This is a genomic window from Metabacillus litoralis, from assembly GCF_020524045.1.
In the GTDB taxonomy this organism is placed as follows: domain Bacteria; phylum Bacillota; class Bacilli; order Bacillales; family Bacillaceae; genus Metabacillus; species Metabacillus litoralis_C.
Genome location: NZ_JAIVKL010000004.1, coordinates 26,363 through 39,528, shown reverse-complemented (window position 1 = coordinate 39,528; position 13,166 = coordinate 26,363). Strand labels below are relative to the sequence as shown.

Below are 13,166 nucleotides of genomic sequence, written 5' to 3'. Positions count from 1 at the left end.
CTAAAAGTCAGCTATGAAATGATATTAATTTAATTCTCCTAAATTAGTTCGCCTTAGAAACATCCTTTTCCTCACCTATCATATTTATGAAGCGGTTATCTCTCTTATTTATAAATAGGGTATTGGGAGGCACATCCCCTTTTACAACACTTCCTGCAGCTATTACTGCATTATCACCTATTTTTGTATTCCTTAATATCACTACATTTGAACCGATCCAAACATTTTCGCCTATTGTTACTTCTCCTCTTATTAAATGATCCCCAGTTTTACTTTTATAATTATGGTCATGATCATTGATACAAACATTTGGAGCTATTTTTGTGTTTTTTCCAATTAAAATCTTATTTACACAATTAATATTGCAGTTATCATTAATGAACACATTGTCCTCCAGTTTAAGAACACCATTAAAATCAATTCTTAAGCTAGCATTTTTTCGAATAAATACGAATTTCCCAATATTCACTCTAGAATCTTTGTTAAAAACTTCTATCCTACTGTTTGATTGAAGAGAAAATATAGAAGCATTAATATTTTTCAAATAAAGTAATCGATAAAATAAACCTCTTATCATTCCTATTAAATGTGAAAAATTCATAAGAAAAACATAATATATCCCTCTAGATTGACTTTGAGAAATGATGGTTTTTACAATTTTTTTTATAACTCCAATCATGATAATTCTCCTTAAGAAACATTTATTATCTTAAAGTTTTCCTTAATCTAGCTATATTGTCTCCACCAATTACTTTTGATAAAGTTATTTTGATTTTACTTTTTATTCGAGCTGTAGGTGGTAACCAGCTTTTATAAAAATGGTGCATAGCATAGGTATTCCCTGATATTAATTGCCTACAATTTATATAGTCGTATGGAGAAAAGTATGTTTGCGGATAAAAAGCACCAGTGTCCTTGATTTCTTGATACTCTCCATTTGGTATCAGTCCTATTTTTTCAAGGATACTTGTAATAATTGCAACATTTGTTAGGTCATCAAAAGTCCCATCTTCCTTAATGAAACTTTTTCCATTATACGAATCGACAAACTTTCCAATAAGTTTGTTTTCTTTAGCTGCACCTATTGTACTTGTAGCAATATAGTTTTCCTGCTCAAATCCCCAAAATGACTCATGATGTAATAAATCGTCAAATGATTTAAACACTTCTACATCAGTATCTAGATATATTCCACCAAAATGATAGAGAGCATATACTCTTGCATAATCACTTACAAAAGCAAATTTGCCAAATTCATAAGCTTCTTTTACATAGCTATTGCTATTTATATCAAAATTATGTTCATTCCATTCCCTAATTTCGTAACCAGATAATTGAATTTCCCAACTTGCTATACATTTTTTAACAATATCAGGCTTTTCTTTTCCACCGAACCAACAATAATGTATAATTTTAGGGATTTTATTCGTCTTTTCATTCATTTTTTATAAACCCTCCCTTCAACCATGTTCATTATATAAAAGGAATCAAAGTGAAACTCTCATTTTTAATAATTCCTTAACACATTTTATGACTCTCATTTGATCTTCTTCCCTCAAATTTGAACCTGAAGGAAGGCATAGTCCTGTACTGAACAAATTTTCTGAAACACTCATATTTTCACTATGAGAATAATAGTTAGCACCTTCAAATAATGGTTGCATATGCAGTGGTTTCCAAATAGGACGTGCTTCAATATTATCTTCAGATAAAGCTTTTAATATAGAGTGTACGGAAGTGCCTATAACATCCTCATCAATTGTTAGTGCAGTGAGCCAACGATTTGATATTGTATGTTGTAATTCTGGCATGAAATGAAGTCCTGGAATAGAACATAACTCTTGCTTGTAGCGATCAAATAGTAGCCTTCTTGCCTGAACTCTTTCATCTAATACCTCTAATTGTGCTCTACCAATACCAGCAAGGATATTGCTCATTCGATAATTAAAACCAATAGTACTATGTTGATAGTGGAGAGCATGATCCTTCGCTTGAGTTGCTAAAAACCTTGCTTTCTTTAATGCTTCAACATCATTTGATACAAGCATTCCTCCACTAGAGGTTGTAATAATTTTATTTCCATTAAATGAAAAAATACCGAACTTGCCAAATGTTCCACTAGCTTTCCCTTTATAAATCGATCCGAGAGATTCTGCTGCGTCTTCAATTACTGGAACATTATATTGATTACATAGAGAAACGATTTCATCCATTTTGGCACTTTGTCCGTATAAATTAACAACAATTACTGCTTTAGGAAGATTTCCATTTATACATGCATCTTTTAAAGCTTTCTCCAGAGCTTGAGGAGACATATTCCAAGTTTCAGGCTCTGAATCGATGAAAACAGGCTCTGCTCCCTGGTAAAGAATTGGATTAGCACTCGCGACAAAAGTTAAAGTAGAACAAAAAACTTTGTCTCCCTTTTCTACATCTAATAAAGAAAGAGCCAGATGAATTGCTGCAGTACCTGAACTTACGGCAACAGCTTCACTGACTCCTACATAATTGGCTATCTCTTTTTCAAATGCATCAACATTTGGTCCTAACGGAGCAATCCAATTTGTTTCAAATGCATCATGAATATAGTTCATTTCATTTCCACTCATGTGTGGAGCAGAAAGAAAGATTCTTTTTTGTTCGCTTTTTTGCATCATATTACACCTCCTCCTTTATTTTTGATTTGGCTGGAATACCAACCGCAGTTGTATTGGATGGAATTGAGTTAATGACAGTTGCACCTGCTCCGATCGTCGCCCAATCTCCTACCTTTACATTCGGAATAAGATTCGCACCTGTTCCTATATGTGTCCCCTCCCCTAATGAAACAGAACCTGCTAGTGTTGCATTTGGAGATACATGAGCAAAATCATTTATTCTATTGTCATGTTCCACGATTGAACCTGTATTAACAATAACGTGGTTGCCAATAACAGCATCTGCATTTACTACAGTATTTGCCATAACAACCGATCCTTTTCCAATCCTAGCACTAGGACTTATAACTGCTGAAGGATGGATAAAAGTCATATAATGATGCTCTTCAAGTTTCATTTTATTAACAATCTGTTTCCTAATTTGATTATGGCCAATTGCTATGATAAATTTAAGTTCATCAAATTTATCCATTAGAAATTTATATGCTGATATTGGAGCATATAATAGTTCGTCTTCAATCCAAAAATCTTCAAATTTATCATCTAAATAACCAGCAATATGTATATTCTTATTTGATAAAATAATATCTTTCACTACTTTACTATGACCACCAGTTCCTATAATGACAATATTCATCGTTGGCCCTCTCTTATGTTTGAACCTTTAAACTTCTCGACAGTCACATTTCCTGGTTGATTTATATCTTGTGATTTTATAACCTTATATATAGTTAAATAGAGAATTTTCATGTCTAATATAAAAGTCCTATTCGATACATACCAAACATCTAATTCGAATTTCTTTTCCCAAGAAATACTATTGCGACCATTTATTTGTGCCCACCCAGTTATTCCAGGCCTAACTTTATGCCGCTTTGCCTGTTCGGCTGTGTAAAGTGACAGATAGTCCATTAATAAAGGCCTCGGACCTACTAAACTAATATCTCCCTTGATCACATTTATTAACTGTGGGAACTCGTCTAAACTAGTCCTTCTTAAAAACTTTCCAAAAGAAGTTAATCTAAATTCATCAGGCAACAACTCACCATTTTCATTCTTTTCATCTGTCATTGTTCGAAATTTATAAAAATAAAAAGGCTTACCATGTAAGCCAGGTCGTAGTTGTTTGAAAAAGATTGGTGAGCCTAGTTTCATTCGTATCATTAAAGCTACTACAAACATTAGTGGGGAAAGTAAAATAAGTATAATGACAGAAACACCAAAATCAAAAATTCGTTTCATTTTTTCCCCTCTCTCACTTCGTTGTGTATGACAAAAATTGTTGTTTTATATCTTCTATTAATTCCAAAACACTGATATTTTCTGTTTCTTGTCCTTTTTTATAAACATTCACTAAAATTTCCTGTAGATGTTGCTCAGTTAACTTCTCATCAGATTTCATTTTCTACCCTCTTAAAAATTTATATATTCACTTCGATAATACAAATTTAACGATATGACTTGTTCATAATAAAAATACAAAAAATAGCAAACTAATAAACCATAGTAAACAAACTTCCTACTATTCTCTTTAAAAAGATATATGATCCAAGAAATTAAGATTAAATTGTATAGACTAAAATAAATATTAAATCTTGCAAATATCCAATTTTGTGTTGCAATAATTGTAAATAATAATCCTATAATTGAAATATTTACGATGATGTCACTTTTAGGCCAAAGTTCTCTTAATTTATGCCTTCCTAAATATGCTATTACAATAGGTACGGCATCAACAAGCACCCTTATCTTATTTGCTCCACCCTCGGCAAAATCACTATAATTTCCGTATTGGGAATTATCGAGTACAGAAAACAGTAGTTTAGAAAATTGATCAAATCCTAAAACAATCAATATAGCGAGAGTTAATAACAAAAAAGTAGTTTTCGTCCAAGCTTCTCTACGAACAATAAAATATATTGGTAAAAGGACTAGAGCACTTTCATGAAACGTTGAGGCGAAAAGAACTACTAAAAAATAATGTTTAAATTTCCCAACTAACAAATATTTAGTTGCCCAAAATATAATAGAAGCTGCAAGAAATTGCCGTACACCGTTCATTGAAACAATAAACAATCCAGATGTTATGAATACATACAGGCTTAATTCAATCATTTTAGAATATTTATATAATGTAATGACTATTAATATATTTGTAACAAACGCTGTTATAAATAAGAAAATTTGTGGATCGTTCGATATATTCTTTAAATACATCTGCAAAACACTAAAACCTGGATCTTTATTTCCTAGTGCATATTCCCAAGTGAAGTCAGTTGTTTCATATGCATGCATATAGAAATAGGTATCTCCAATTGTGTTTCTTAAACCAGAAACTAGCACTAAACATGATACAACAAGAAATATCATTAACTTATTAGGTCTAATAAATAGGTAAGTATGAGTAACACCACTTGCTGGAACATACCTTGATAGGTAAGCCACAATAAACACGATTAGAAGTAAATACCAAAGTACAGTCATTTAATTACCCTTTCAATTTAACTAATTCAACCTCGTTTTTGTTCGAGACATGATCAAGAAATACAATATAAGCCCTAATGGCGTTGCAAAAAACGTTAACAGTTTAAAAGGAGATTCTTTAATAAAATCTTTATTCTTTGATATAAGACTACTAGAGACATAATGAATTGCTTGCCTATATTTGAATTTCATATCAACAAATGGTAATTTCATTAACTCTTTACGGTAGAAAGCAAAACCTTTTGGGTTAACTCTATATTGTTTTAACATATTCAATGAAGATCCATCTGGTAAATACTCAACAACACAGAGAATTTCATTCATTAGAAGCATAGGATATTCTTCATCTAACTTATGGTATTTATATGCTAGCCCTACATACTTTTCATTTTCAAATATGGGGTATGGGTATTTTTTTGTTAACTCCGACCTATAAACAAGCTTCTTATCTCCCTTTACATCATGTTTATTATAAAGATCAAATAAAGTAGATTTTTTTATAGATGCTGGCATTTTTGTGCCAATAATTTCTCCATTCTTAAATGAATCAAGACCAATCATCCCACTAACTTGATCACTACCATGTTTTTCCCAGAATTCGAGAATCTTTTCAACTGCATCAAACGGCATACAATCATCAGAATCAATACATACATTTAATTCTGTATCAATTTGTTCATATGCTGTATTATGAGCACCATGCATTCCCTGGTTATCTTGTTTTATATAAGAAATTTCAATAACATCTTCCTTTTTCCACGTTTTAACTAATTCTTCCGTATTATCAGTAGATCCATCATCGATTATTAACCATATAAATTTTTTGTTCGTCTGAGACTTTAAACTTTCATAACAAACATGCAAACAATAAGCTCTATTAAAGGTGGGAGTGAATACAGTCAACTTCTTCAACAATTTCACCTCGCATTTTCCATGTAAAAATCATGTATAAAATTGGCAGTATTTTTAATATCATATCCTTTTTGAGATAGTGCTTCATGCGGAATATTGCGGCTTACCTTCTTATTTAAAACCCCAACTATTTCTTCTACCCATATATTTTTTTTATTTATCGGTAAAAATTTTACGAGATTAATTCCCATATCCACTTCTTTCGTAATGTTCTCAGAAATTAAACATGGTAACCCAGCACCCTGTGCTTCTATCAAAGTTACAGGTAATCCTTCATGAAAGGATGGAAAAACGAAAAAATCAAAAGCTTGTAACAAGCTATTGATATCACTACGAACTCCAAGAAACTTTACTTTGTCCTCTAATCCCAATCTCTTCACTTTTTCTTCTATATCAGGTCGTAAAGCACCATCCCCAACTAAAACTAAATAAGCTTTAGGTTCCACCATATTTAGTTCACTAAAAATATCAATTAAAAACGAATGATTTTTTTGGTGATTGAAGCGTCCTACATTTCCTAAAACCAATCTTTCTTCTACTCCAAGCTCATTACGAATTTTATCTCTTATTTTCTTTGAAAATGTGAATTTCTCCGTATCAATCCCGTTTTTCAACAACTTGGAGGAATTTGCTTTACTTTTAAATAGCCATTTTGCTGCTGAATTTGAACATGCTAAATAGTGAGTTGCTGATTTACCTATATTGATGCCTGCATATTCTTTATAAAGCTTTGCAGCAAAACCTCCTTCACTCTGTGTATTATGACTATGAGCTATACGAACCTGAATCCCAGCTTTCTTAGCAGCCTCAAGAACAAAACCACTCATTTTATCCATGTGTGAATGGACAATTTTGTAATGTTTATTTACCTTGAAAAATTGGTTTAAATTCTTAATGTAATGAAAATGTCCTCTATCAGTAATGTAAGGGATTTTGTGGATCTTTCCGCCCAAATCTAAAATTTCCTGATCAAATACTCCTTCTTTACATGTCAAAAAGTCGAATTGTATTTTCGAGCGATCAATGTTGCGATATAAATTCATGATGAGCGTTTCGGCTCCACCACGATTCATATTAACGACAACATGCAATACTCTTATTGGGCCATCCATCTTTTCCCCTCCATTTCTTCCATGAATCTCTCATATAGATGACTTTTTTCATTTACTATTATTTTCAAACTATATATCTCTTCAATTCTGTCTCGACCATTCTTACCTAAATTTGTGAGAAGATGATTCTCATTTGCTAGAAGTATTATTTTATCAGCCATATCATATGTTTTTTCAGGATCGATAGTCCAACCATTATATTGATCAACAATCAACTCATTATGTCCCCGATTCCTTGTAGCAACCACAGGCAATCCACACGCCATAGCTTCCATAATATTAACAGGCAGTCCTTCTCGTAAGCTTGAAGCCACAGCGATATCACACATTGGAAGAATATCGACTATATCAGTCCGATATCCTAAAAAATCAACCATATTTTCAACACCAAGTTCGATAGCTAACTTTCTACATGAATTTTGCAGAACACCTTCTCCTGCTAAAAGCAACTTTGCGTTAGGAACAGTTTCCTTTATTTTCGCTAAGGACTTTATTAACAACTTCTGATTTTTATTCTTATTAAATTCGGCAGCGTAAAAGAGCAAAAAATCGTTTTCATTGTAACCAAATGTTACTCTTCGCTTGAGTTTATCTACTTCGTTTATGGGCTTAAACCTTTCAGTATCCACCCCAACACCATGTACATGTTCAACTTCCTTAGCCATGAATCGAGGGGTGATAGCACGATGGTAGTCTTCTTCATTAATTGTGATCAAACAATCGGTATACCTAGCAAGCACCTTCTCAATCGGATAATAAAGCAACCAATTCATCAAAGGTGCTCCCTTACAAAAATGAAAACCATGTGCTGTATAAAGCACTTTTGTGCCATTTTTTCGTGTTTGTTTTGCTGCAAGCCTAGTGAGAACTCCACCCATCGGAGTGTGACAATGTATGATTTTATAGTCATTCTCGTTAATAATTAACTTTAATTCCTCATAAGCTGCTAGATTTCTATAATTGAAAGGTGACCTCTGAATCGGGATATTAAACTTTTCATCAACAAATGGGATATCCATCTCACCACTTGCCGCGATATGAACCTCCCAGCCTTTTTCCTTAAACCATTTTAAAATCGGTAGATGAAATGCTTTAAAGTGATAGTCAACAGTTGCACAAAATAATACTTTATTTGCCACTTTGTATCATCCTTTTTTCAAAAGAAAAAACACCTACTAATGACTAGGTGTTAAATCCCTGTTACTTCTTTTTCTATGACTTTATTTAAAAAGTTAAGAAGCTCATATCTTAAATCATCGCGCTGAAGGGCAAGCTCAATCGTTGTTTGAATAAAGCCCATTTTTTCTCCAACATCATAACGTTTGCCTTCAAAATTATATGCATAGATAGCTTCATAATTATTTAGTGTTGCAATAGCATCTGTTAATTGAATTTCGCCACCAGCACCAGGCTTTTGCTCGGCTAACATTTCAAAAATTTTTGGACTTAAAATATAACGTCCCATTATAGCAAGGTTCGATGGTGCGTCTTTTAATTGTGGTTTTTCAATCAAATTTTGAACATTGTAAAACCGTTCACCAACTTCAACAGCATCTACAATTCCGTATCGTGATACTTCTTCGTCTTTTACGTGTTGTACACCAATGATGGAAGCATTATACCGTTCATACTGATCAATCATCTGCTTTAAACACGGCTTCTCAGCTCTAACGATATCGTCACCTAACAAAACGGCAAATGGCTCATTCCCAATGAACTTTCTTGCACACCAGATCGCGTGACCAAGACCACGTGGTTCTTTTTGACGAATATAATGAATATCAACCAGCTTTGATGCTTTTTGAACCTCATTTAAAAGCTCAATTTTCCCTTTTTCCGCTAATGTATGTTCTAATTCAAACGAATGATCAAAGTGATCCTCAATCGCACGTTTTCCTTTACCTGTCACTATAATAATATCTTCAATCCCAGATTCTACCGCTTCTTCAACAATGTATTGAATCGTTGGCTTATCAACGATTGGTAGCATTTCCTTAGGCATTGCTTTTGTTGCTGGCAAAAATCTTGTTCCTAATCCCGCAGCTGGGATAATCGCTTTTCTTACCTTCACAGTGACACTCTCCTCTATTAAACTGAGACTAATTTTTTATTATAGACAACTCTTGCATTTGCTAAATCTAGTAATGATTTTCGTAAATGATCACGATCTAGTGATTTAAAGTTATTAATAATGTAATCAATTTCTTCTATATATAACTCAGATGTTTTACCTATGTAGATTTTCGGATAAATTTGCTCTTCGTGAACTTCTTCATTGCTTAAAAGTTCTTCAAAAAGTTTTTCACCTGGTCTCATACCTGTGTATTCAATTCCAATTTCGTCTAGATTATTTCCTGATAGTTTTATTAGGTTTATTGCTAGGTCGACAATTTTTACAGGTTCACCCATATCTAAGACGAAAATTTCTCCACCCTTGGCTAGTGCACCCGCTTGAATGACTAGTCTTGAAGCTTCCGGAATTGTCATAAAGTAACGAACCATATCAGGGTGGGTAACTGTTACAGGTCCACCGCTTTGTATTTGTTTTTTGAAAAGAGGAATAACACTGCCTCTACTTCCAAGTACATTACCGAATCGAACAGCTACAAATCTTGTTGGGCTAATTTGATCGAAATGCTGAATGATCATCTCTGCTAATCTTTTCGTTGAACCCATTACACTCGTTGGGTTAACCGCTTTGTCTGTTGAGATCATGACGAAGGTTTCAACTCCATGAATACTTGTCGCTTGAGCAATATTTCTTGTGCCTATCATATTGTTTTTTACTGCTTCCTCTGGACTACGTTCCATTAAAGGTACATGTTTATGAGCAGCAGCATGATAAACAACATGTGGTTGGTATTCTTTCATCACATTTGACAATTTGTCATAATCTTGTAAATCTGCAATTTCAGTAATGAAATCGATCCCAGATGTTTTGAATAGATCTTTTAGCTCCATTTCAATGGTATAAATACTGTTTTCACCGTGTCCTAATAAAATTAGTGCTTTTGGCTTGAAGCTAGATATTTGTCTACAAATTTCAGACCCAATTGATCCTCCTGCACCTGTTACTAAAACAACTTTATTTGTTACATATTCACTAATACTAGTAATATCTAATTCTATTGTTTCTCGACCTAGAAGATCTTCCACTTGTACATCTCGAAATTGATTTACAGATACTTTACCTGTCATAAGATCTTCAAGCATAGGAATCATTTGTGTTTTTGCATTTGTTTTTGCACACTCTTTGAATATGTGATTCAATTGCTTTTTATTTAGTGATGGAATAGCAATAACTATGTTTGCTATATTGAATTCTTTCGTGATTTTCTCAATTTGATCTACACCACCAGCTACAGGTATTCCTAATATATCTAATTTTTGTTTCTTCGTATTATCATCAATAAAGGCAACTGGTTGTAACTCTGCATCATAATTTTGGAGTAATTGTCTTGCCACCATTGTTCCGGCAGAACCGGCACCGATAATAAGTGTTCGTTTTTGATTAACTGTGTTTCTTAAATATGTATCACGATACACTCTCCAAACAAACCTTGAGCCTCCAATAAATAGCAAATGAATCATCCATGTAATGGCCAGGATGCGAAAATCTATTTGACGTAGAACAACTTGTTGTACGATAGCTGTTAAAATTATCGTAAAAGTAATAACTTTAAAAATACTAATAAGTTCCCCAACACTTGCATATTCCCATGCTTTTTTATAAAGCTTATATGTAAAAGAAAAAAGATGATGACTTAGTAAAAGTGCAATTGAGCTAATAAATACAGGAAGAGTTAAAGTTTGCATGTTAGGGTTTATCAAAGCTTGGCTAAAGTAAATAGTTGATAAAACAATGATTGAATCTAATCCGATTAATAACCAGATTCGACTATGATAGGACAAAGTATTTCACTCCTTTCATTTAATTTTGCGACGTTTTCTTTAATAGCATTGTTCTTTTTTGCATGGCATCATCTAGTTCCTTTTTAAATAACTCAAGCTGTTCTATTGAAGCATCTTGTTTTATGTATCGCACGAGTTTCTTCATTGCTTTTGGAAATTGATCAAATTCCTTCATTTCTTTGGCTCCTTTTATACTAAAATAATTACGTATAAATCTTGTTTCCAAGATATATGCGTAATTATTTTAATAGATATGGGCATTTAACCCGCCCTCACACCATACTCTTGACGACAAGCGCCTAAGGTTTTTTTCAACCCACAGTATGACCGAGTACCTCCTTTGATAAAGGCTAGGAGACATCACCTTAACTTTATTAAGTTTATTAAATTCTTTATAAAGAACAATAAACTAAAAATTATTCTTTTTCATTCAAAATTATTCCTAAAACCTTTGCTCTTACTAAATGTAATAAGCGGTTTGCTTCTATAGCTTTTTCTCGATCAGTTTTTCCACTTTTTAATACCATGATGACTCCATCACATTGTCCAGCTAGTAATTTTGTATCAGTTGTTTCTAGTACAGGTGGACAATCAAAAATAACTGTGTCGTATTCCTCTTTTACATCTTTTAGAAAATAACTCATTGCTTTTGAACCGATTATTTCTGTTGGGTTTGGTGGAATGATACCACTTGTTAGCACTTCTAATTTTCCAATTTGTGATTGAAATACAGCTTCTTCTAAAGGCAATCTTCCCATAAGCACATCTGTTAATCCATATGATTCTTTTAAATTAAAGGAAATATGTAATTTAGGTCTTCTTAAATTTGCATCGATTAATAAAACTCTTTCTCCTTGTTGTGAAATCGAAATTGCTAGGTTAATGGCTGATGTTGTTTTTCCCTCACTTGATGATGGTGAGGTAATAATAATTGTTTTATGTTGAACATCTATTGAAGAGAATTGAATATTTGTTCTAATTGTTCGAAATTGTTCAGCTATTATGGAACTTGGATTTGAATAGGAAACAAAGTGTCGTCTTGTCATCTCCTTTAAAGCCTTTTTTTTATTTAACTTAAGAACCAAGTGACTCACTCCTATTTTCAAATCTAGTTATTCTTTTTTTCTTTTGCATATTTTTCTTTTTCATTTTTGATACAGTTCCTAAAACAGGTAAACCTAGTATTTCTTCTACTTCATACTCTTTTCTAACACTATTATTAAGAGAATCTAGTAAGAAAGCTAAACCTATCCCAATGACAAACCCGCCAATAAGTGAGATGATTACCATCCGATTTTTGTCTTGATTGATAGGAATTGGAATTTCCTTTGCTTCCGATAGTAGCTTTACATCGTTAAAGTCTAATATTTTAGGGATTTCTTTTTTATACGTTTCAGCAACCTCATTAGCTAGAATTGCCGCTTGCTTTGGATCTGAATCTAATACAGATATTGTGACAACCTGTGAATCAGCGATACTGCTTACCTCAATTTTCCCACTAAGTGCTTCTGGAGAATAAGGTAGATCTAGCTTTTGTACAACCTTTTCTAACACGGTTGAATCTTGAATGATAACCTTAAGTGTAGCTATTAAAGAACTGTCCGCCCCTATAATGATTCTTGCTGTCGACTTATACAAAGGACTATATGTTGCATTTGAATAGTACGCTCCAGCTGATGTTGAGAGGATTGATATGAGAACAATGATCCACATATACCTTCTAATTACAATGAATACTTCCGTTAAGTTGATTTCCTTCGCTTGCTTATGATCACTTAGCTGTTTATTTTCAAGCTCATGAAAGCTAGACATACCAAATTGCCACCTTCTCTTTTCTTAATTAAGAACGATAAGATTCATGTTACCTTTAATTCTTTGTTCTCTAAATTCAGAATAGTTCACTATAAAGAACAAGTCAATCCTTTTTTAAGAAAAAAATTTCAATTTTCTTATGAATCGACAAAAGATCATTTTAATTTCTAGGATGTCACAACATTTAACTTATTTATTTTATGTAAATGTATGAAATAACCTTTTGAATTTTTTATAATACCTTTTACTCCTATCAATATATGCTATTCTACCTATT

15 protein-coding genes are annotated in these 13,166 nt (G+C 32.8%); all 15 read right to left on the bottom strand.

The genetic code is table 11. From position 1 onward, the window contains the following. Positions 1 to 43: 43 nt before the first annotated feature. Entirely contained in the window at positions 44 to 679 is a 636-nt protein-coding gene (locus LC076_RS08060) for an acyltransferase (RefSeq protein WP_226667498.1), read from the bottom strand. Positions 680 to 704: 25 nt separating this feature from the next. After that, the gene (locus LC076_RS08055; RefSeq protein WP_226667497.1) at positions 705 to 1,442 is read right to left on the bottom strand and encodes a glycosyltransferase family 32 protein; all 738 of its coding nucleotides are present in this window, start codon (positions 1,440 to 1,442) and stop codon (positions 705 to 707) included. Positions 1,443 to 1,487: 45 nt separating this feature from the next. Then, entirely contained in the window at positions 1,488 to 2,657 is a 1,170-nt protein-coding gene (locus LC076_RS08050; RefSeq protein ID WP_226667496.1) for a DegT/DnrJ/EryC1/StrS family aminotransferase, read from the bottom strand. Between the two features lies 1 nt (position 2,658). Next, positions 2,659 to 3,294: an acetyltransferase gene (locus LC076_RS08045; RefSeq protein WP_226667493.1), complete on the bottom strand. Its 636-nt coding sequence runs from the start codon at positions 3,292 to 3,294 to the stop codon at positions 2,659 to 2,661. Next, positions 3,291 to 3,899 (bottom strand): sugar transferase, encoded by a 609-nt coding sequence (locus LC076_RS08040; RefSeq protein ID WP_226667492.1) that lies wholly within the window; start codon positions 3,897 to 3,899, stop codon positions 3,291 to 3,293. Before LC076_RS08040 ends, LC076_RS08045 begins: the two co-directional genes overlap by 4 nt. A 13-nt stretch (positions 3,900 to 3,912) precedes the next feature. Beyond that, a complete protein-coding gene (locus LC076_RS08035) occupies positions 3,913 to 4,059 on the bottom strand; it encodes a hypothetical protein (RefSeq protein WP_226667491.1) in 147 nt (48 codons plus the stop codon). Between the two features lie 11 nt (positions 4,060 to 4,070). After that, complete coding sequence (locus tag LC076_RS08030; RefSeq protein ID WP_226667489.1) at positions 4,071 to 5,141, bottom strand: EpsG family protein; 1,071 nt, start codon at positions 5,139 to 5,141, stop codon at positions 4,071 to 4,073. A gap of 21 nt (positions 5,142 to 5,162) precedes the next feature. Next, entirely contained in the window at positions 5,163 to 6,053 is an 891-nt protein-coding gene (locus tag LC076_RS08025) for a glycosyltransferase family 2 protein (RefSeq protein WP_226667488.1), read from the bottom strand. A 5-nt stretch (positions 6,054 to 6,058) separates the two neighbouring features. Beyond that, entirely contained in the window at positions 6,059 to 7,165 is a 1,107-nt protein-coding gene (locus tag LC076_RS08020; RefSeq protein ID WP_226667486.1) for a glycosyltransferase family 1 protein, read from the bottom strand. After that, positions 7,150 to 8,304 carry a glycosyltransferase family 4 protein gene (locus LC076_RS08015; RefSeq protein WP_226667484.1) on the bottom strand — a complete coding sequence of 385 codons (1,155 nt, stop codon included), beginning with the start codon at positions 8,302 to 8,304 and terminating at the stop codon, positions 7,150 to 7,152. The genes LC076_RS08020 and LC076_RS08015 overlap by 16 nt, the downstream gene beginning before the upstream one ends. Positions 8,305 to 8,354: 50 nt before the next feature. Continuing rightward, complete coding sequence (gene galU, locus LC076_RS08010) at positions 8,355 to 9,236, bottom strand: UTP--glucose-1-phosphate uridylyltransferase GalU (RefSeq protein ID WP_226667483.1); 882 nt, start codon at positions 9,234 to 9,236, stop codon at positions 8,355 to 8,357. Positions 9,237 to 9,253: 17 nt separating this feature from the next. Then, positions 9,254 to 11,077, bottom strand: coding sequence for a polysaccharide biosynthesis protein (locus LC076_RS08005; protein ID WP_226667481.1), 1,824 nt, complete (start codon positions 11,075 to 11,077; stop codon positions 9,254 to 9,256). Positions 11,078 to 11,096: 19 nt separating this feature from the next. Continuing rightward, a complete protein-coding gene (locus LC076_RS08000; RefSeq protein WP_226667479.1) occupies positions 11,097 to 11,252 on the bottom strand; it encodes a hypothetical protein in 156 nt (51 codons plus the stop codon). Between the two features lie 241 nt (positions 11,253 to 11,493). Further along, complete coding sequence (locus LC076_RS07995; protein ID WP_226667477.1) at positions 11,494 to 12,162, bottom strand: CpsD/CapB family tyrosine-protein kinase; 669 nt, start codon at positions 12,160 to 12,162, stop codon at positions 11,494 to 11,496. Beyond that, positions 12,152 to 12,889 (bottom strand): YveK family protein, encoded by a 738-nt coding sequence (locus LC076_RS07990; protein ID WP_226667475.1) that lies wholly within the window; start codon positions 12,887 to 12,889, stop codon positions 12,152 to 12,154. Before LC076_RS07990 ends, LC076_RS07995 begins: the two co-directional genes overlap by 11 nt. Positions 12,890 to 13,166: the final 277 nt, after the last annotated feature.

What these genes read in the sequence shown, in the direction of transcription:
- LC076_RS08060 (WP_226667498.1), bottom strand. Translation starts at nt 679, where the DNA reads ATGATTGGAGTTATAAAAAAAATTGTAAAAACCATCATTTCTCAAAGT.
- LC076_RS08055 (WP_226667497.1), bottom strand. Translation starts at nt 1,442, where the DNA reads ATGAATGAAAAGACGAATAAAATCCCTAAAATTATACATTATTGTTGG.
- LC076_RS08050 (WP_226667496.1), bottom strand. Translation starts at nt 2,657, where the DNA reads ATGATGCAAAAAAGCGAACAAAAAAGAATCTTTCTTTCTGCTCCACAC.
- LC076_RS08045 (WP_226667493.1), bottom strand. Translation starts at nt 3,294, where the DNA reads ATGAATATTGTCATTATAGGAACTGGTGGTCATAGTAAAGTAGTGAAA.
- LC076_RS08040 (WP_226667492.1), bottom strand. Translation starts at nt 3,899, where the DNA reads ATGAAACGAATTTTTGATTTTGGTGTTTCTGTCATTATACTTATTTTA.
- LC076_RS08035 (WP_226667491.1), bottom strand. Translation starts at nt 4,059, where the DNA reads ATGAAATCTGATGAGAAGTTAACTGAGCAACATCTACAGGAAATTTTA.
- LC076_RS08030 (WP_226667489.1), bottom strand. Translation starts at nt 5,141, where the DNA reads ATGACTGTACTTTGGTATTTACTTCTAATCGTGTTTATTGTGGCTTAC.
- LC076_RS08020 (WP_226667486.1), bottom strand. Translation starts at nt 7,165, where the DNA reads ATGGATGGCCCAATAAGAGTATTGCATGTTGTCGTTAATATGAATCGT.
- LC076_RS08000 (WP_226667479.1), bottom strand. Translation starts at nt 11,252, where the DNA reads ATGAAGGAATTTGATCAATTTCCAAAAGCAATGAAGAAACTCGTGCGA.
- LC076_RS07990 (WP_226667475.1), bottom strand. Translation starts at nt 12,889, where the DNA reads ATGTCTAGCTTTCATGAGCTTGAAAATAAACAGCTAAGTGATCATAAG.